The following is a 16064-nucleotide window of genomic DNA, read 5'->3' as shown; positions in this document are numbered from 1 at the left end:
GGGTACTGCTGACAAGAGCGTACCCAGCTGCGGTAAGGTGGGGGCACGGCGGGTGACCGCCGACCTTTGTTTCACAGGGAGCCCCGGTAGCCCAGCGGTAGAGGCAATGGTCTCAAACACCATCCAGCGTCGGTTCGAATCCGACCCGGGGTACTTTTCCTTCTATTCCAAGGTCGCCTTTTCGGGCGCCTTTTCTATTTGGGACTGTCGTCCTCTCCGATGTGATGCACCCGCACCATGTTCGTAGCGCCCGAAACACCGGGCGGTGAGCCCGCGGTGATGACCACGATGTCGCCCTTTTCGCAGCGGCCGTATTTCAGCAGAAGTTCGTCCACCTGGTCGACCATGGCGTCCGTCGAGTCCGCGTGGGGGCCCAGGAAGGTCTCCGCGCCCCAGGTCAGGCTGAGCTGGGAGCGGGTGGCCTGTTCCGGGGTGAAGGCCAGCAGCGGGATCGGCGAGCGGTAGCGGGAGAGGCGGCGGGCCGTGTCGCCCGACTGGGTGAAGGCGACCAGGAACCGGGCGCCCAGGAAGTCCCCCATCTCGGCGGCCGCGCGGGCCACCGCGCCGCCCTGGGTGCGGGGCTTGTTGCTCTCGGTCAGCGGCGGCAGGCCTTTGGCGAGGACGTCCTCCTCCGCGGCCTCGACGATCTTCGCCATGGTCCGGACCGTCTCGACGGCGTACTTGCCGACGCTGGTCTCGCCGGAGAGCATCACCGCGTCCGTGCCGTCGATGACCGCGTTGGCGACGTCCGAGGCCTCCGCGCGCGTCGGGCGGGAGTTGTCGATCATCGAGTCCAGCATCTGCGTCGCCACGATCACCGGCTTGGCGTTGCGCCTGGCGAGCTTGACGGCCCGCTTCTGGACCATCGGAACCTGCTCCAGGGGCATTTCGACACCCAGGTCGCCGCGGGCGACCATGACCCCGTCGAAGGCGGCGACGATGTCGTCGATGGCGTCCACCGCCTGCGGTTTCTCCACCTTGGCGATGACGGGCAGCCGGCGCCCCTCCTCGTCCATGATGCGGTGCACGTCCTCGACGTCCCGGCCGCTGCGCACGAAGGACAGCGCGATGACGTCGGCGCCGGTGCGCAGGGCCCAGCGCAGGTCCTCCTCGTCCTTCTCGGACAGGGCGGGGACGGAGACCGCGACGCCGGGGAGGTTGAGGCCCTTGTGGTCGGAGACCATCCCGCCCTCGACGACCCTGGTGCGGACGCGGGGGCCGTCGACGGAGGTCACCTCCAGGCAGACCTTGCCGTCGTCGACGAGGATGCGCTCACCGGCGGTGACGTCGGCGGCGAGGCCGGCGTAGGTGGTGCCGCAGGAGTGGCCGTCGCCCTCGGCACCCTCCTCCACGGTGATGGTGAAGGTGTCGCCGCGTTCAAGGAGTACGGGACCTTCGGCGAAACGGCCGAGACGGATCTTCGGGCCCTGAAGGTCGGCGAGGATGCCGACGCTGCGGCCGGTCTCGTCGGCGGCCTTGCGGACGCGCCGGTACCGCTCCTCGTGCTCGGCGTGCGTGCCGTGGCTGAGATTGAGCCGGGCGACGTCCATTCCGGCTTCGACCAGGGCCTTGATCTGGTCGTACGAATCGGTTGCGGGTCCCAGAGTACAAACGATCTTTGCTCGGCGCATGATTCGACCCTAGGCCTTACCGGCGGGTAGGGAATTGGTCGTGGATGACTACTCAACAACCTCTGAGTGAAAGGTCGTTGACAAGTATTGAATTGTGCGCGGGGATGCTCCGATGAGCATTCCGCGGCCTTCTAGAGCGTCGGCGGAGACATGGTGAACCGGGCGTTCACCATGGCCTCGACGGTCTGCCGCTGCGGTTCGAGGTCGAGCGCGGCAGGGGCGTCCTCGGCGCCCGCCGCGTAGGCCATGGAGCGCATCCGGCCGCGGTAGGGCTGGGCCTCCTCGGCGCCGATGTCCGCGAGCTCCACCAGGGCGACGAGCGATGTGCCGAGCGCCTCGGCGTACTCCCTCGCCCGCTGCACGGCCTCCCGCACCGCCTGCTGCCGGGCCTCCCGGTGGGCCGGGGAGCCGGGACGCAGCGCCCACCAGGGGCCGTCCACCCGGGTCAGTTCCAGGTCGGCCAGTCGGGTGGTGAGTTCGCCGAGGGCGGTGAAGTCGGTGAGCTCGGCGGTGATGTGGACGCGGCCGTGGTAGGCGTGGACGCGCTCCCCGCGCCCCTTTTCCTTCAGTTCGGGGCTGATGGAGAAGGCGCCGGTCTCGACGCGCTCCACGGCCTCGCCGTAGGACTTGATCAGGTCCAGGGCCGTGGCGTTGCGGCGGGTGAGGTCGTCGAGGGCGGCGCGGCGGTCCTTGCCGCGGGAGGCGACGGTGACGCCGATGCGGGCGATCTCGGGGTCGACTTCGAGGTGGGCCTCGCCGCGGACGGCGATGCGGGGGGCGTCCGGGGTGCCGTAGGGGGCGGGGCGCGGGTCGTCCGATGCGGGCGTGGTCATACGCCCCACTCTGTCACTCCCCCGTCCGCCGCCGGGGTGGGTCGGGGCGAGAGAGGTCACCGGATCGAAACCTGGCGGGCCTGTTGCCGGTTGCCATGCTCGGGTCAGAATCTACGCGCGTTGTTGACCGTTTCCCGAGGAGATCGAGACATGCCCTTGAACCGGCGGAAGTTCCTGAAGAAGTCGGCCGCGACCGGAGCGGGGGTGGCGATCGCGAGCGCGGTGGCGGCTCCGGCGGCGCAGGCGGCGCCCGGCACGCCGGCGAAGAAGCCCGCCAAGCGCTACTCGCTGACCGTCATGGGCACCACCGACCTGCACGGGCACGTCTTCAACTGGGACTACTTCAAAGACGCGGAGTACTCCGACAAGGCCGGCAACGCGCAGGGCCTGGCCCGGATCTCGACGCTCGTGAACCAGCTGCGCGAGGAGAAGGGCCGCTGCAACACCCTCCTGCTGGACGCGGGCGACACCATCCAGGGCACCCCGCTGACGTACTACTACGCGAAGGTGGACCCGATCACCGCCGAGGGCGGACCGGTGCACCCGATGGCGCAGGCCATGAACGCGATCGGCTACGACGCGGCGGCACTGGGCAACCACGAGTTCAACTACGGCATCGAGACCCTGCGGAAGTTCGAGGAGCAGCTGCGCTTCCCGCTGCTCGGGGCGAACGCGGTGGACGCGAAGACGCAGCGGCCCGCCTTCCCGCCGTACTTCATCAAGAAGTTCCGGGTGCCGGGGGCGCCGCCGGTGAAGGTCGCGGTGCTCGGTCTGACGAACCCGGGCATCGCGATCTGGGACAAGGCCTATGTGCAGGGGAAGCTTCAGTTCCCTGGGCTCGAGGAGCAGGCCGCGAAGTGGGTGCCGAAGCTGAAGTCGATGGGCGCCGACGTGGTGATCGTGTCCGCGCACAGCGGCTCGTCCGGCACGTCCTCCTACGGTGACCAGGTGCCGTACGTCGAGAACTCGGCCGCGCTGGTCGCGCAGCAGGTGCCGGACATCGACGCGATCCTGGTGGGCCACGCGCACGTGGAGATCCCGGAGTTGAAGGTCACCAACACCACCACCGGGAAGCCGGTGGTGCTGTCGGAGCCGCTGGCGTACGCGGAGCGCCTGTCCGTGTTCGACGTCGAGCTGGTCTTCGCCAAGGGCAGCTGGGCCGTCGAGTCGGTGTCGTCGAAGGTGCTGAACTCCAACACCGTCGCCGACGACCCGAAGATCACCAAGCTGCTGACCGACGAGCACGCGAAGGTCGTCGAGTACGTCAACCAGGTCGTCGGCCGGGCGACCGAGACGCTGACGACGGTCGAGGCGCGCTACAAGGACGCGCCGATCATCGACCTGATCACCAGGGTGCAGGAGGACGTGGTCAAGTCGGCGCTGGCGGGCACGCAGTACGCCTCGCTGCCGGTGATCGCACAGGCCTCGCCGTTCTCGCGGACGTCGGAGATCCCGGCCGGCGACATCACCATCCGGGACCTGTCGTCCCTCTACGTGTACGACAACACGCTGGTCGCCAAGCTGCTGACGGGTGCTCAGATCCGGGCGTACCTGGAGTACTCGGCGGAGTACTTCGTGCAGACCGCGCCGGACGCGGTCGTCGACGTGGAGAAGCTGACCAACGCCGGCAACCGCCCGGACTACAACTACGACTACGTGTCGGGGCTGTCGTACGACATCGACATCGCCCAGGCGGCCGGTTCGCGGATCAAGAACCTCACGTACCGCGGCGCCGCGCTGGACGACGCGCAGCAGTTCGTGTTCGCGGTCAACAACTACCGCGCCAACGGCGGCGGCGCCTTCCCGCATGTGGCGTCCGCGCAGGAGCTGTGGTCGGAGTCGACGGAGATCCGTACGCGGATCGCGGAGTGGGTGACGGCGAAGGGCGTGCTGGACCCGGAGGACTTCGCGTCGGTGGACTGGAAGCTGACCAGGAACGGCACGCCGGTCTTCTAGATCGTCGTCCGGAACGTCTCCTGCCTGCCGTCCACGAGCGGGGTGAGGACCTGCGCCTGTCGGGCCTGCGGCACGACGGGCGTGGTCGGCCGCTGTTCGTCGAGTCCGAAGGTGGTGAACGCCGTCCGCCCGGGCAGCGGGTAGGCCTCCTCGCCGCTCAGGGCGTTGAGGATGGCGGCGCTGCGCCAGGCGGCGAGGCCGAGGTCGGGGGTGCCGACGCCGTGGGTGTGGCGTCCGGCGTTCTGGACGTACACCGAGCCGGTGACCGAGGGGTCGCAGACCAGGCGGAAGGACTCGTCGACGCGGGGGCGGTCGCGGCTGTCGCGGCGCAGGTAGGGGTCGAGGCCGGCGAGGATGCGGTCCAGGGGGCGTTCGCGGTAGCCGGTGGCGAGGACCACGGCGTCGGTGGTGAGGCGGGATCGCGTGTTCTGCTGGGTGTGCTCCAGATGGAGTTCGACCTTGGTCGTGGCGATCCTGCCCGCCGTGCGGACGCGGACGCCGGGGGTGAGGACGGCGTCGGGCCAGCCGCCGTGCAGGGTGCGGCGGTAGAGCTCGTCGTGGATGGCGGCGAGGGTGTCGGCGTCGATGCCCTTGTGCAGCTGCCACTGGGTGGTGACCAGGCGGTCGCGGACGCCTTCGGGGAGGGCGTGGAAGTAGCTGGTGTAGTCGGGCGTGAAGTGTTCGAGGCCGAGCTTGGAGTACTCCATCGGCGCGAAGGCCTCGGTACGGCCGAGCCAGTGCAGCCGTTCGCGGCCGGCGGGGCGGGTGCGCAGCAGGTCGAGGAAGATCTCGGCGCCGGACTGGCCCGCGCCGATCACCGTGACGTGACCGGCGGCGAGGATCGTGTCGCGGTGGGCGAGGTAGTCGGCGGCGTGGAACACCGGGACGGCCGGGGCCTCGACGAGCGGCCTGAGGGGGTCGGGCACGTACGGCTCGGTGCCGATGCCCAGGACGACGTTCCGCGTGTAGGTACGGCCGAGGGCCTCGGCCTCCCCGTCGCTGTCGAGCTGGGTGAAGTCGACCTCGAAGAGGTCGCGTTCGGGGTTCCAGCGGACGGCGTCGACCTGGTGGCCGAAGCGCAGGCCGGGCAGCCGCTCGCTGACCCAGCGGCAGTAGGCGTCGTACTCGGCGCGCTGGATGTGGAAGCGCTCGGCGAAGTAGAAGGGGAACAGGCGGCCGCGGTCCTTGAGGTAGTTGAGGAAGGTCCACGGGCTGGTGGGGTCGGCGAGGGTCACCAGGTCGGCGAGGAAGGGGACTTGGATGCGGGCGCCGTCGATGAGCAGGCCCGGGTGCCAGTCGAAGGCGGGGCGCTGGTCGTAGAAGACCGTGTCGAGTCCGGTGAGGGGCTGGGCGAGGGCGGCCAGGGAGAGGTTGAAGGGGCCGATGCCGATGCCGACCAGGTCGCGGGGGGCGTCGGGCTCGTGGTGCGGGGGGTGGGGGTTGGGGGTGGTGCTCATCGGGGGGTGTTTCCTTCCGCGAGGTCCTTCGCGCGTGCTTGGCTTGCTTCTCCTGCTCGGAGGGCTTGCGCGACGGCCGTGAGCAGGCTGGTCAGGTCGGCCGGGCGGGTGTGGGGGTTGAGGATCGTCGCCTTGAGCCAGAGGCGGCCGTCGAGGCGGGCCCGGCCGAGGACGGCGCGGCCCTGTTCGAGGAGGTGCCTGCGGACGGCGGCCACCGCGTCGTCGGGGGCGTCGGCGGGCCGGAACAGGACGGTGCTGATGGTGGGGCGGTCGTAGAGCTCGAAGCGGGCGTCGTTCCGGACGAGCTCCGCGAACTCCCCTGCCCGCTCGCAGACCTGGTCGACAAGGGCGCCGAGACCGGCGCGGCCCAGGGCCTTGAGGGTGACGGCGGTCTTCAGGACGTCGGGGCGGCGGGAGGTGCGCAGGGAGCGGCCGAGGAGGTCGGGGAGGCCGGCTTCGGTGTCGTCGGCGGCGTTGAGGTAGTCGGCCCGCTGGTGCAGGGCACCGAGGTCGCGGGCGTCGCGTACGGCGAGGAAGCCGGCCGGGACCGGCTGCCAGCCGAGCTTGTGCAGGTCGAGGGTGACGGTGTGGGCGGCCGCCAGGCCGGTGAGCAGGCCGCGGCGGCGGGCGCTGAACAGCAGGCCTCCGCCGTAGGCGGCGTCGACGTGCAGACGGGCGCGGTGCGCCCGGCACAGGGCGGCGAGCTCGGGGAGGGGGTCGATGAGGCCGGCGTCGGTGGTGCCGGCGGTGACGGCGACGAGCCACGGTCCGGGAACGGCGGTGAGGGCCTCGTCGAGGGCGGCCGGGTCGAGGGCGCCGGCGGGGGCGGGCACGATCACCGGCTCGGGCAGGCCGAGCAGCCGGGCGGCGCGGGGCAGCGAGTGGTGGGCGTTGGCCCCGCAGACGAGCCGGACGCCGGCGCCGAGGGTCTCGCGGGCGAGGAGCAGGGCGAGCTGGTTGGACTCGGTGCCGCCGGTGGTGACGAGGGCGTCGGGGCCGTGCGCCTCGGGCGGGCCCGGGTAGACCTCCCGTGCGAGCGCCCCGGTCACGAGGGCTTCGAGTTCCGAGGCCGCCGGCGCCTGGTCCCAGGAGTCCAGGGAGGGGTTGAGCGCGCTCGCGGCGAGGTCGGCGGCCACGGCGACGGCCAGCGGCGGACAGTGCAGATGGGCGGCGCACAGCGGGTCGGCCGGGTCGGCGGCGCCCTCCGCGAGGGCTTGCACGAGAGTGTGCAGGGCGTCCGGATCGCCGTCCCGCGGCAGTACGTCGCCCACGGCGGCCCGCACCCGTGCGGCGACGGCGTCGGGCCCCCCGGCCGGCAGCGGTCCGCCGCGTGCGCGTGCGCCGAGGGCGAGTGCGTCGAGCACGGTCTCGAGCAGGGGGCGCAGGGCGTTCGGGCCTCCGGGACCCGAGGCGAGGCTCGGTGTGCTCATGGGTTCCTCCGGGACGCGCGAGCAGAGGGAGTTCCAGCTTGTACGTGGATGGGTGCGCGTGCCCGAAAAGTTCAACGATCGGAACCCGAAAGGGGGTACTCCCGTGCGGGGAAAAGGTGTTGGACCGGCGGCGGGAGGTGGGGAGGTTCGCCGCCCTCCCGCCGGCGTCCGCCTGTGTTACCCCTCCCTCACCCGCAGTGCGCGGCGCAGGTCGTCGAGTTGGTCGACGAGCTTGCGGCGCAGTGCCGGGATGGGCTCGGCGTCGCGCAGGCACGCCTCGCCCAGGCGCAGCGTCTCCGCGTCCACCGCGTGCACCGGGAAGGCCGAGCGGCCGGCGGCGTCGGCGATGGCGGGGCCGCGGCGCGCGGAGACGGCGACGGCGTCCTCGTAGTAGCGAGGGACGTACGCGCCGACAAGGTCGGCCTGTTCCGGCTGCCAGAAACCCTGCGCGGTGGCGATGAAGAGGTAGTTGGACAGGTCGTCGCTGCCGAACATCGCCTCCCAGGCCTTGGCCTTGCCCGCCTCGTCGGGCAGGGCGGCCCGGCAGCGGGCGGCGCCCTCCTGGCCGGTGGCCGAGAGGTCGCGGTCGAGTTCGACGGCGATCCGGGCCTCGTCGACGGCGCCGAGGACGGCGAGGCGGGCGAGGACCCGCCAGCGCAGCTCGGGGTCGAGTTCCGGGCCGCCGGGGACGGTGCCGTCGGCGAGCCAGGCGGCGATCGTGTCGGGCTGGGCGGCGACGTCGATGAAGTGGCGCACGGCGATCAGGCGCAGGCCGGGGTTGTCGCCGTCCTCGGTGCGGCGGATGAGGTCGCGGCAGAGGGAGGAGAGGGTGGCCAGGGCCGCGGGGCGGCCCTCGGGGGTCACGTAGCGGCCGGCGATCTGGGCGGTGGCGAAGGCGAGGACGCCCTGGACGAGGGCGAGGTCGGTCTCGTGCGGCAGGTGGGCGCGGGCCGCCTCCAGGTAGGCGGTGGGCGGGAGTTCGCCGTCGCGGACGCTGTCGCGCAGGGCGTTCCAGACGACCGCGCGGGTGAGCGGGTCGGGCAGGCCGCACAGGTTGGCCCGCACCGTCTCGAAGGACTCCGCGTCGAAGCGGATCTTGGCGTAGGTGAGGTCGCCGTCGTTGAGCACGAGCAGGGCGGGGCGCTTGCCGAGGGGGTGGGGCTCGGTCTGCGGGACGTCGAGGTCGAGGCGTCGGCGCAGCACCAGGTGGCGGCTCTCGTCGGCGACGTCCTGGTCGTAGAGGCCGACGGCGACGCGGTGCGGGCGGCTGCCCGTGTGCTCGATCTCCAGGGTGTACGTGCCCTCGTCGCCGCGGGTCACCACCGGCCTGAGGGTGTCGACGCCGGTGGTGCGCAGCCAGGCGTCGGCCCAGGCGTGGACGTCGCGCTCGGTGGCGGAGGCGAGGGAGTCGATGAAGTCGGCGAGGCCGGCGTTGGCGAACCGGTGGCGGGCGAAGTGGGTGTTGATGCCGGCCAGGAAGTCCTTCTCGCCGAGCCAGGCGACCAGTTGGCGCAGCGCGGAGGCGCCCTTGGCGTAGGAGATGCCGTCGAAGTTGAGGAGGGCGGAGGCCGTGTCGTCGACGTTCTCGGGGGCGACGGGGTGGGTGGAGGGGCGCTGGTCGGCGTCGTAGCCCCAGGCCTTGCGGGCGACGCCGAAGTCGGTCCAGGTGTCGGTGAAGCGGGTGGCCTCGGTGAGGGTCTGGTAGCCCATGTACTCGGCGAAGGACTCGTTCAGCCAGATGTCGTCCCACCAGCGCAGGGTGACCAGGTCGCCGAACCACATGTGGGCCATCTCGTGGGCGACGACCATGGCGCGGGTCTGGCGCTCGGTGTCGGTGACGGCGGAGCGGTAGACGAACTCGTCGCGGAAGGTGACCAGGCCCGGGTTCTCCATGGCGCCGGCGTTGAACTCGGGGACGAACGCCTGGTCGTAGGAGTCGAAGGGGTAGGGCTCCTCGAACTTCTCGTGGTAGCGGTCGAAGCACCGCCGGGTGATGTCGAACAGCTCGTCGGCGTCCGTGTCCAGGTAGGGGGCGAGCGAGCGGCGGCAGTGCAGGCCGAAGGGCAGCCCGCGGTGCTCGGTGCGCACGGAGTGCCAGGGGCCGGCGGCGACGGCGACGAGGTAGGTGGAGATCAGGGGTGTGGGGGCGGCCTGCCAGCGGCCGTCGTCGAGGCGCTCGGTGATGCCGTTGGCGAGGACCGTCCAGCCGTCGGGGGCGGTCACGGTCAGCTCGAAGACGGACTTGAGGTCGGGCTGGTCGAAGGCGGCGAAGACGCGCTGGACGTCGTCCATGAAGAGCTGGGTGTAGACGTAGGTCTCGCCGTCGGTGGGGTCGGTGAAGCGGTGCATGCCCTCGCCGGTGCGGGAGTAGCGCATGCGGGCCTCGACGCGCAGCTCGTGCTCGCCGGCGGCGAGGCCGTCCAGGGGCAGACGGTTGCCGTCCAGGCTCTCCGGGTCCAGCGGCTGACCGTCGAGGGTTGCGGCGAGCAGCTCGGCGGGCTTGAGCTCGACGAAGGTGGCGGCGTCCGTGCGCGCGGTGAAGCGGATGACGGTGCGGGAGTCGAAGGTCTCGTCGCCGGTCGTCAGATCGAGCTCGATCGAGTAGCGGTGGACGTCGAGGAGCCTGGCACGGGTCTGCGCTTCGTCGCGCGTCAGTACGGACATGCGGGTAATGCTGCCCGATGGCGCTGACAGGGCACAGAGGCGGACCGGTACGCGACCTATGTCCGGTCCTGCTCGAGCTCCCCGTCGTGCGCCTCGGACGCCCGCTGCGGGGGCACCCGGGCGTCCGGGTGGGGCAGGGCGGCGCCGGGCGCGGGCTCGTCCGTTCCGGTGGTGCCGGGGTGCTCCTTGACGAGGGCGCGCAGTTCGCGGATCTCCTGTTCGAGGGCGAGCCGGGCACGGTGGGCGTCGTAGAGGTAGCGGACCTTGGTGCGCAGGGCCCACGGGTCCACCGGTTTCATGACGAGGTCGGCGACCCCGAGGCCGAAGGCGGCGGCGGTCAGCTCGTGGTCCGGGCCGAAGCCCGTGACCAGGATGACCGGGATGTGCTGGGTCTGCTCCACGCGGCGCATGTAGCGCACCACCTCGAGGCCGCTGACCCGGGGCATGCGGACGTCGAGGACGAGGAGGCCGACCTGCCCGCGCAGCACCTGCTTGAGCGCCTCGTCGCCGCTGGTGGCGCGGCCGAGCTGGTAGCCCAGCGGGGCCAGGGCGCTCTCCAGCGCGTACAGCGTGTCCTCGTGGTCGTCGACGATGAGGATCTTGGCATCCGGCATGGCCCGACGTCCCTCCCGCGTGGGACAACCAGCTTAGGACCGAACCGCTGACGGGACGTGTCCGTCAGCTGACATGCAGTGCACAGCGCAGCATGCCCCCCGGCGGCCCGCCTGTCACCTCCTTTGCCGCATCGACCGAGGTCAATTCGCCGTTTTTGCGCTGCCGTTGACGGCGTCCTCCGCGATGCGCTCGTGGTGGCGGATGACTTCCGCGATGATGAAATTCAGGAACTTCTCAGCGAAGCCCGGGTCGAGCTTGGCGCTTTCGGCCAGGCCCCGCAGACGCTCGATCTGGCGGGCCTCGCGGGCCGGGTCGGCGGGGGGCAGCTGGTGGGCGGCCTTGAGGTGGCCGACCTGCTGCGTGGCCTTGAAGCGTTCGGCGAGCATGTGGACGACGGCGGCGTCGATGTTGTCGATGCTGGCGCGCAGCCGGGCCAGTTCGGCGAGGACGGCCGGGTCGACGTCGCCGGCCGCGTTGTTGCTGGTGGTCATGGGCGCACAGCCTACGGGGCGGGGGCGCGTTCGATCATGGGCGGATCCTCGGGATCGGGCACCTGGTCGCTCCAGCCGCCGGGGACGGCGCGGTACTGCTGCGCACGGAAGCGGATCGGCGCGGTGCCGACGCGGCGGGTGAACAGGCGCGAGAAGTAGGCCGGATCGTCGTAGCCGACGCGGCGGGCGACGGCGGCGACGGGCAGTTCGGTGGCGGCGAGGAGTTCCTTGGCGCGGCCGAGGCGGATGCCGAGCAGGTAGTCCTTGGGGCTGCACCCGGCGCCGCGCCGGACGGCGGTGCGCAGTTCGGCGGGGGTCATGCCGTGCCGGGCCGCGTGGTCGGCGACCGTCAGCGGCAGGCAGGCGTCGCGGGCGAGAGCCCCGAGGACGTCGTCGCCGTCGGGCGCGAGGTCGGCGCGGGCGCGGCGCAGGGCCACGAGGAGTTCGTGGACGGCGGCGCCGGTCTCGACCTCCAGGAGGGGGTTTCCGCGGCGGGCGGCGCGGGCCATGCGGCCGATCACGGCGCGCGGGCCGGTGGCGTCGGAGAGGGGCACCACGGGACGGTGCGGCTCTATGTAGCCGAGTTCGGTGTACGTGGCGGCGGCGGGCCCGGTGAAGTCGACGAAGCCCTCGTCCCAGCCGCCGTCGGGGTCGGGCGCGTAGTGGTGGGGCACTCCGGGGGTGAGCCACAGCAGTGCGGGTGCGGTGACGGTCGTACGGCGTCCGTCGGGGGCGCGGTACCAGCCGGTGCCGGCGTTGATGACGACGGCGACGTGGTGGTCGAGGGTACGGGGGCCGACGGTGGGCAGCGCGCCGTACTGGAGGCCGACGCCGAGGCAGACCAGGCCGAGCCGGTGGTGGGCCGGGCCGGGGCTGAAGAACCGCATCCAGGTGTGGTACATCGGCGCGCTCCTCCCGCTCCCCCGCCGGTGGCGTCGTTTTCGTCCAAGCAGCGTCGATCTTTGTCCATGGACGTGATCGCCGCCAGGGGTGAGGCTGGGGCGCATGAGCGAGTTCACGGTGGGGGAAGCGGACTTCCTGCTGGACGGTCGGCCGGTGCGGGTGCTGTCGGGGGCGCTGCACTACTTCCGGGTGCACGAGGCGCACTGGGGGCACCGGCTGGCGATGCTGCGGGCGATGGGCCTCAACTGCGTGGAGACGTACGTGCCGTGGAACCTGCACGAGCCGAGGCCCGGCGTCCACGACGACGTGGCCGCCCTCGGCCGGTTCCTGGACGCGGCCCGGGAGGCGGGGCTGTGGGCGATCGTGCGGCCGGGGCCGTACATCTGCGCCGAGTGGGAGAACGGCGGGCTGCCGCACTGGCTGACGGGCGAGCTGGGCACGCGCGCGCGTACCCGCGACGAGCGGTTCCTGGAGCATCTGCGGCGCTGGTTCGCCGCGCTGCTGCCGCAGATCACGTCCCGGCAGATCGACCGCGGCGGCCCCGTGATCATGGTCCAGGTCGAGAACGAGTACGGCAGCTACGGCTCGGACGCCGTCTATCTGCGCCGGCTGACCGAGTTGCTGCGCGAGTTCGGCGTCACGGTCCCGCTGTGCACCTCGGACGGTCCCGAGGACCACATGCTGTCCGGTGGCTCGGTCCCGGGCGTCCTCGCCACCGTGAACTTCGGCTCCCACGCGCGCGAGGCGTTCGCTGCCCTGCGCCGGTCGCGCCCCGAGGGGCCGCTGATGTGCATGGAGTTCTGGTGCGGCTGGTTCGACCACTGGGGCGGCACGCATGTCACCCGGGACGCCGGGGACGCGACGGCCGCGCTGCGCGAGATCCTGGAGTGCGGCGCCTCCGTCAACCTCTACATGGCGCACGGCGGCACCAGCTTCGCCGGCTGGGCGGGCGCCAACCGGGGCGGCGGCGCCCTGCACGACGGCCCGCTGGAGCCGGACACCACGTCCTACGACTACGACGCCCCCGTCGACGAGTTCGGCCGTCCGACCGAGAAGTTCCGGCGGTTCCGGGAGGTGCTCGCCGAGTACGCCGGGGGCCCGCTGCCCGAGGTGCCGCCCGCTCCCCCGGTCCTGGGCGCGCCGGCCGAGGTGCGGCTGACCGGCCGGGCGTCCCTGGACGCCGTACTGGAGGCGCGCGGCGGCCCGGAGACGGCGACGCCCGTGCCGCCCACCTTCGAGGAGCTGGACGTGGACCGGGGCCTGGTGCGGTACGCGGTGACGGTGCCCGGGCCCCGGCAGCCCCACCCGCTGATCGCGCGCGGCCTGCGGGACCTGGCCGTGGTGTACGTCGACGGGGAGCGGGCGGGGGTGCTCGCCGAGGGCGACGAGCAGCTCAAGGAGCCCGTCGCCGGGCACGCGCGCGTGGAGCTGTGGGTGGAGTCCCTGGGCCGCGTCAACTACGGGCCCCGCAGCGGTGAGCCCAAGGGCATCACCGGGGGCCTGCTGCACGAGCGGCAGTATCTGCACGGGGTACGCGCGCGTGGGCTGCGCCTGGACGCCCTGGACGACATCGGGGACGTGCCCTTCGAGCCGTACGCCGGAGACGGCGCCCCCGGCCTGTACCGGGGCACCGTCACGGTGCGCGGCGCCGGGGACGCGCTGCTCGAACTACCGGGCCGCACCCGCGGCTTCGCGTGGATCAACGGCTTCTGCCTGGGCCGCTACTGGTCGGTGGGCCCGCAGCGGTCCCTGTACGTGCCGGGACCGGTGCTGCGCGAGGGCGAGAACGAGGTGTGGCTGCTGGAGCTGGAGGAGGCGTCCGCGGAGGCCGTACGGCTGGGGCCGGTCCCGCCGCCCGGCACCGGGAACCCGACCAGCGAAAATCCGCTCTCCTCACCGTAGAGTGGAATCGGGTTCAGGGCGTCTTGGGGGTTCAGGCGTGGCGAACGGCGGACCGGTCGAGCACGGCTACCCACACCTGGAGACGGTGCGGGCCGCCGTCACCGCGCTCTACAAGCGGTTGTCCTACGACACCATCCAGACCTTCTCGGCCAGCGTGCTCCCGGCCGACGTGGCCTTCAGCGACACCGACGACCTCCATCTGGGCACCCAGCGCGTGGCCCGCGAGCTGGTGCGCCACTACCGGCTCCCGGACGCCCGGATGATCGTCGGCTTCCGCGAGATGACACACGCGGCGAACGTCGAACTGGCCGCGGGCCCGGAGTACTTCGTGGAGCTGAACGACCGTTTCCGCACCCACCGCCGGGACATCGGCGCCGCCCTGGCCCACGAGATCATGCACGTCTATCTGCACCGCCTGGACCTGTCCTTCCCCGGCACGCGCGACAACGAGATCCTCACGGACACGGCGACGACCTACCTGGGCGCGGGCTGGCTGCTGCTGGACGCCTACCGCGAGGACGCGGCCTCCTCGCAGAAGCTGGGCTATCTGACGCCTGAGGAGTTCGGCTACGTCCTGGCGAAACGGGCCCTGGTCTTCCACGAGGACCCGTCCGTGTGGTTCACCAGCCCCCAGGCCTACGAGGCCTACACCCAAGGCATGGCCCGGGCCCGCCGCGACGAGCAGCAGCCCCCGCTGACGGCGGCCGGCTGGGCGGGCCGCCGCCGCTACGCCCGCGACCGCCGCCACGCCCAGGACCGGGCCGACGGCCCCCCTCCCCCGGAGGTCCCCTACAGCTTCACCCCCGACGGCCACGGCCCCCTGCGGGTGTCGTTCCCCTGCCCGACCTGCCACCAGCGGATCAGGGTGCCGGTGAAGGGGCGGGTGCGGGCGCGGTGCGGGTTGTGCAGGACCGTTCTGGAGTGCGACACGTAGGCGTCAGGGGGCGACGGACCGGCGTGGCAGCGCCCCGCTCAGTGCCGCGCTCACCACGAACCCGCCGACCACCCAGGGCATCGCCGCCCCGAGCACGTCCCGCAGGCCCGAGGCGGCGTGGTCGAAGAACACGGTCCCCACGACGGCCGCCCCGAGCGCACCCCCGAACTGCTGGGCCGTGGCGAAGATCCCCGACGCCCCGCACGCCCGGCACCGCGGACAGCACCACGTCCACCAGCGGCACCACCAGCAGCCCCAGCCCGGCCCCGGCGAGCACCAGCCCCGGCACCAGCGGCCGGGCGCCGGTGCAGGGCCGCCGCCCGGATGTCCGGCCGAGCGCGCTCAGGCGCCGTACACCGCCCCCGGCGCCTCGGCCAGCGCGAGCAGCTTCAGAGCCTCCTCCCCCGCCTCGGCGGGGGTCCGGCGCGCCCCCTTGTCGGCGCTCGGTCCCGGCCGCCAGCCCTCCATCACGGTGATCCGGCCGCCCTCCGCCTCGAAGACCCGGCCCGTCACCCCGGCGCTCGCGGCGGAGCCGAGCCAGACGACGAGGGGTGAGACGTTCTCGGGGGCCATGGCGTCGAAGCCGGTCTCGGGGGCGGCCATGGTCCCGGCGAACGTGCGTTCCGTCATCCGGGTGCGGGCGGCGGGCGCGATCGCGTTGACCTGGACGCCGTAGCGGGCGAGTTCGGCCGCGGCGACCAGCGTCAGCCCGACGATGCCGGCCTTCGCGGCGCTGTAGTTGCCCTGCCCGACCGACCCCAACAGGCCCGCTCCGCTGCTGGTGTTGACGACCCTGGCCACCGGCGTCCGGCCCGCCTTGGCCTCCGCCCGCCAGTGTGCGGCGGCGTGCCTGAGCGGCAGGAAGTGCCCCTTGAGGTGCACGCGCATCACGGCGTCCCAGTCGTCCTCGTCGAGGTTGACCAGCATCCGGTCGCGCAGGAACCCCGCGTTGTTGACGAGGGTGTCGAGACGGCCGTAGGCCTCCAGGGCGGTCGTGACGAGCGAGGCCGCGCCCTCGGTGGTCGCGATGTCGCCGCCGTGGGCGACCGCCTCGCCGCCCGCCGCGCGGATCTCGTCGACGACCCGCCCCGCGGGGCTGTCGGGGCCCGGCGTGCCGTCCAGGCCGACCCCCAGGTCGTTGACGACGACTCGCGCTCCCTCGGCGGCGAACGCCAGCGCGTGCGCGCGCCCGAGCCCGCGCCCGGCACCGGTGACGGCGACGACCCTGCCCTGACAGATTCCGCTCAT

13 protein-coding genes and 1 tRNA gene are annotated in these 16064 nt (G+C 72.4%); 4 read left to right on the top strand and 10 right to left on the bottom strand.

The genetic code is table 11. From position 1 onward, the window contains the following. Positions 1–80: 80 nt before the first annotated feature. Positions 81–153: transfer RNA gene (locus tag ACIGDI_RS35785), tRNA-Leu, on the top strand. Positions 154–194: 41 nt separating this feature from the next. On the opposite strand, the gene pyk is transcribed toward ACIGDI_RS35785, so the two are convergent. Together pyk and ACIGDI_RS35775 are read right to left on the bottom strand one after the other, a co-directional pair. After that, the gene (gene pyk / locus ACIGDI_RS35780) at positions 195–1631 is read right to left on the bottom strand and encodes a pyruvate kinase (RefSeq protein WP_399905710.1); all 1437 of its coding nucleotides are present in this window, start codon (positions 1629–1631) and stop codon (positions 195–197) included. 131 nt (positions 1632–1762) lie between these two features. Further along, positions 1763–2464, bottom strand: coding sequence for an SIMPL domain-containing protein (locus ACIGDI_RS35775; protein ID WP_399905707.1), 702 nt, complete (start codon positions 2462–2464; stop codon positions 1763–1765). Between the two features lie 150 nt (positions 2465–2614). Here ACIGDI_RS35775 and ACIGDI_RS35770 point away from each other — a divergent pair, with 150 nt between their 5' ends. Continuing rightward, positions 2615–4420, top strand: coding sequence for a bifunctional metallophosphatase/5'-nucleotidase (locus tag ACIGDI_RS35770; RefSeq protein ID WP_399905705.1), 1806 nt, complete (start codon positions 2615–2617; stop codon positions 4418–4420). Here the strand turns inward: ACIGDI_RS35770 and ACIGDI_RS35765 are convergent. From ACIGDI_RS35765 to ACIGDI_RS35740, 6 genes are all read right to left on the bottom strand, one after another. After that, entirely contained in the window at positions 4417–5877 is a 1461-nt protein-coding gene (locus ACIGDI_RS35765) for a lysine N(6)-hydroxylase/L-ornithine N(5)-oxygenase family protein (RefSeq protein WP_399905702.1), read from the bottom strand. The genes ACIGDI_RS35770 and ACIGDI_RS35765 overlap by 4 nt on opposite strands. Continuing rightward, positions 5874–7307 carry a pyridoxal phosphate-dependent decarboxylase family protein gene (locus tag ACIGDI_RS35760; protein ID WP_399905700.1) on the bottom strand — a complete coding sequence of 478 codons (1434 nt, stop codon included), beginning with the start codon at positions 7305–7307 and terminating at the stop codon, positions 5874–5876. The genes ACIGDI_RS35765 and ACIGDI_RS35760 overlap by 4 nt, the downstream gene beginning before the upstream one ends. Before the next feature lie 177 nt (positions 7308–7484). After that, positions 7485–9971, bottom strand: coding sequence for an aminopeptidase N (pepN, locus tag ACIGDI_RS35755; RefSeq protein WP_399905698.1), 2487 nt, complete (start codon positions 9969–9971; stop codon positions 7485–7487). Positions 9972–10027: 56 nt separating this feature from the next. Continuing rightward, the gene (locus ACIGDI_RS35750) at positions 10028–10585 is read right to left on the bottom strand and encodes a two-component system response regulator (protein WP_399905695.1); all 558 of its coding nucleotides are present in this window, start codon (positions 10583–10585) and stop codon (positions 10028–10030) included. A 141-nt stretch (positions 10586–10726) separates the two neighbouring features. Then, the gene (locus ACIGDI_RS35745) at positions 10727–11077 is read right to left on the bottom strand and encodes a chorismate mutase (protein ID WP_200705176.1); all 351 of its coding nucleotides are present in this window, start codon (positions 11075–11077) and stop codon (positions 10727–10729) included. Positions 11078–11088: 11 nt separating this feature from the next. Further along, the gene (locus ACIGDI_RS35740) at positions 11089–11979 is read right to left on the bottom strand and encodes a helix-turn-helix domain-containing protein (protein ID WP_399905692.1); all 891 of its coding nucleotides are present in this window, start codon (positions 11977–11979) and stop codon (positions 11089–11091) included. A 103-nt stretch (positions 11980–12082) separates the two neighbouring features. Between ACIGDI_RS35740 and ACIGDI_RS35735 the strand changes: the two genes are divergently transcribed. Then, positions 12083–13882: a beta-galactosidase family protein gene (locus tag ACIGDI_RS35735; RefSeq protein WP_399905689.1), complete on the top strand. Its 1800-nt coding sequence runs from the start codon at positions 12083–12085 to the stop codon at positions 13880–13882. 37 nt (positions 13883–13919) lie between these two features. After that, complete coding sequence (locus ACIGDI_RS35730; protein ID WP_399905687.1) at positions 13920–14816, top strand: hypothetical protein; 897 nt, start codon at positions 13920–13922, stop codon at positions 14814–14816. Positions 14817–14819: 3 nt separating this feature from the next. On the opposite strand, the gene ACIGDI_RS35725 is transcribed toward ACIGDI_RS35730, so the two are convergent. Both ACIGDI_RS35725 and ACIGDI_RS35720 read right to left on the bottom strand, forming a co-directional pair. After that, positions 14820–14957 (bottom strand): hypothetical protein, encoded by a 138-nt coding sequence (locus ACIGDI_RS35725; RefSeq protein ID WP_399905685.1) that lies wholly within the window; start codon positions 14955–14957, stop codon positions 14820–14822. 201 nt (positions 14958–15158) lie between these two features. Further along, on the bottom strand, positions 15159–16064 hold the full coding sequence (locus tag ACIGDI_RS35720; protein WP_399905682.1) for an SDR family oxidoreductase: 906 nt from the start codon (positions 16062–16064) through the stop codon (positions 15159–15161).

The sequence above is a fragment of the Streptomyces sp. NPDC085900 genome, from assembly GCF_044540925.1.
GTDB lineage: Bacteria > Actinomycetota > Actinomycetes > Streptomycetales > Streptomycetaceae > Streptomyces > Streptomyces gilvifuscus.
The sequence above is the reverse complement of the archived record's forward strand: the minus strand, read 5'-3'. Positions and strand labels throughout refer to the sequence as shown.

Excerpts from the sequence above, each read along its gene's own strand:
- pyk (WP_399905710.1), bottom strand. The coding sequence starts at position 1,631 with ATGCGCCGAGCAAAGATCGTTTGTACTCTGGGACCCGCAACCGATTCG.
- ACIGDI_RS35775 (WP_399905707.1), bottom strand. The coding sequence starts at position 2,464 with ATGACCACGCCCGCATCGGACGACCCGCGCCCCGCCCCCTACGGCACC.
- ACIGDI_RS35770 (WP_399905705.1), top strand. The coding sequence starts at position 2,615 with ATGCCCTTGAACCGGCGGAAGTTCCTGAAGAAGTCGGCCGCGACCGGA.
- ACIGDI_RS35765 (WP_399905702.1), bottom strand. The coding sequence starts at position 5,877 with ATGAGCACCACCCCCAACCCCCACCCCCCGCACCACGAGCCCGACGCC.
- ACIGDI_RS35760 (WP_399905700.1), bottom strand. The coding sequence starts at position 7,307 with ATGAGCACACCGAGCCTCGCCTCGGGTCCCGGAGGCCCGAACGCCCTG.
- pepN (WP_399905698.1), bottom strand. The coding sequence starts at position 9,971 with ATGTCCGTACTGACGCGCGACGAAGCGCAGACCCGTGCCAGGCTCCTC.
- ACIGDI_RS35750 (WP_399905695.1), bottom strand. The coding sequence starts at position 10,585 with ATGCCGGATGCCAAGATCCTCATCGTCGACGACCACGAGGACACGCTG.
- ACIGDI_RS35745 (WP_200705176.1), bottom strand. The coding sequence starts at position 11,077 with ATGACCACCAGCAACAACGCGGCCGGCGACGTCGACCCGGCCGTCCTC.
- ACIGDI_RS35740 (WP_399905692.1), bottom strand. The coding sequence starts at position 11,979 with ATGTACCACACCTGGATGCGGTTCTTCAGCCCCGGCCCGGCCCACCAC.
- ACIGDI_RS35735 (WP_399905689.1), top strand. The coding sequence starts at position 12,083 with ATGAGCGAGTTCACGGTGGGGGAAGCGGACTTCCTGCTGGACGGTCGG.
- ACIGDI_RS35720 (WP_399905682.1), bottom strand. The coding sequence starts at position 16,064 with ATGAGCGGAATCTGTCAGGGCAGGGTCGTCGCCGTCACCGGTGCCGGG.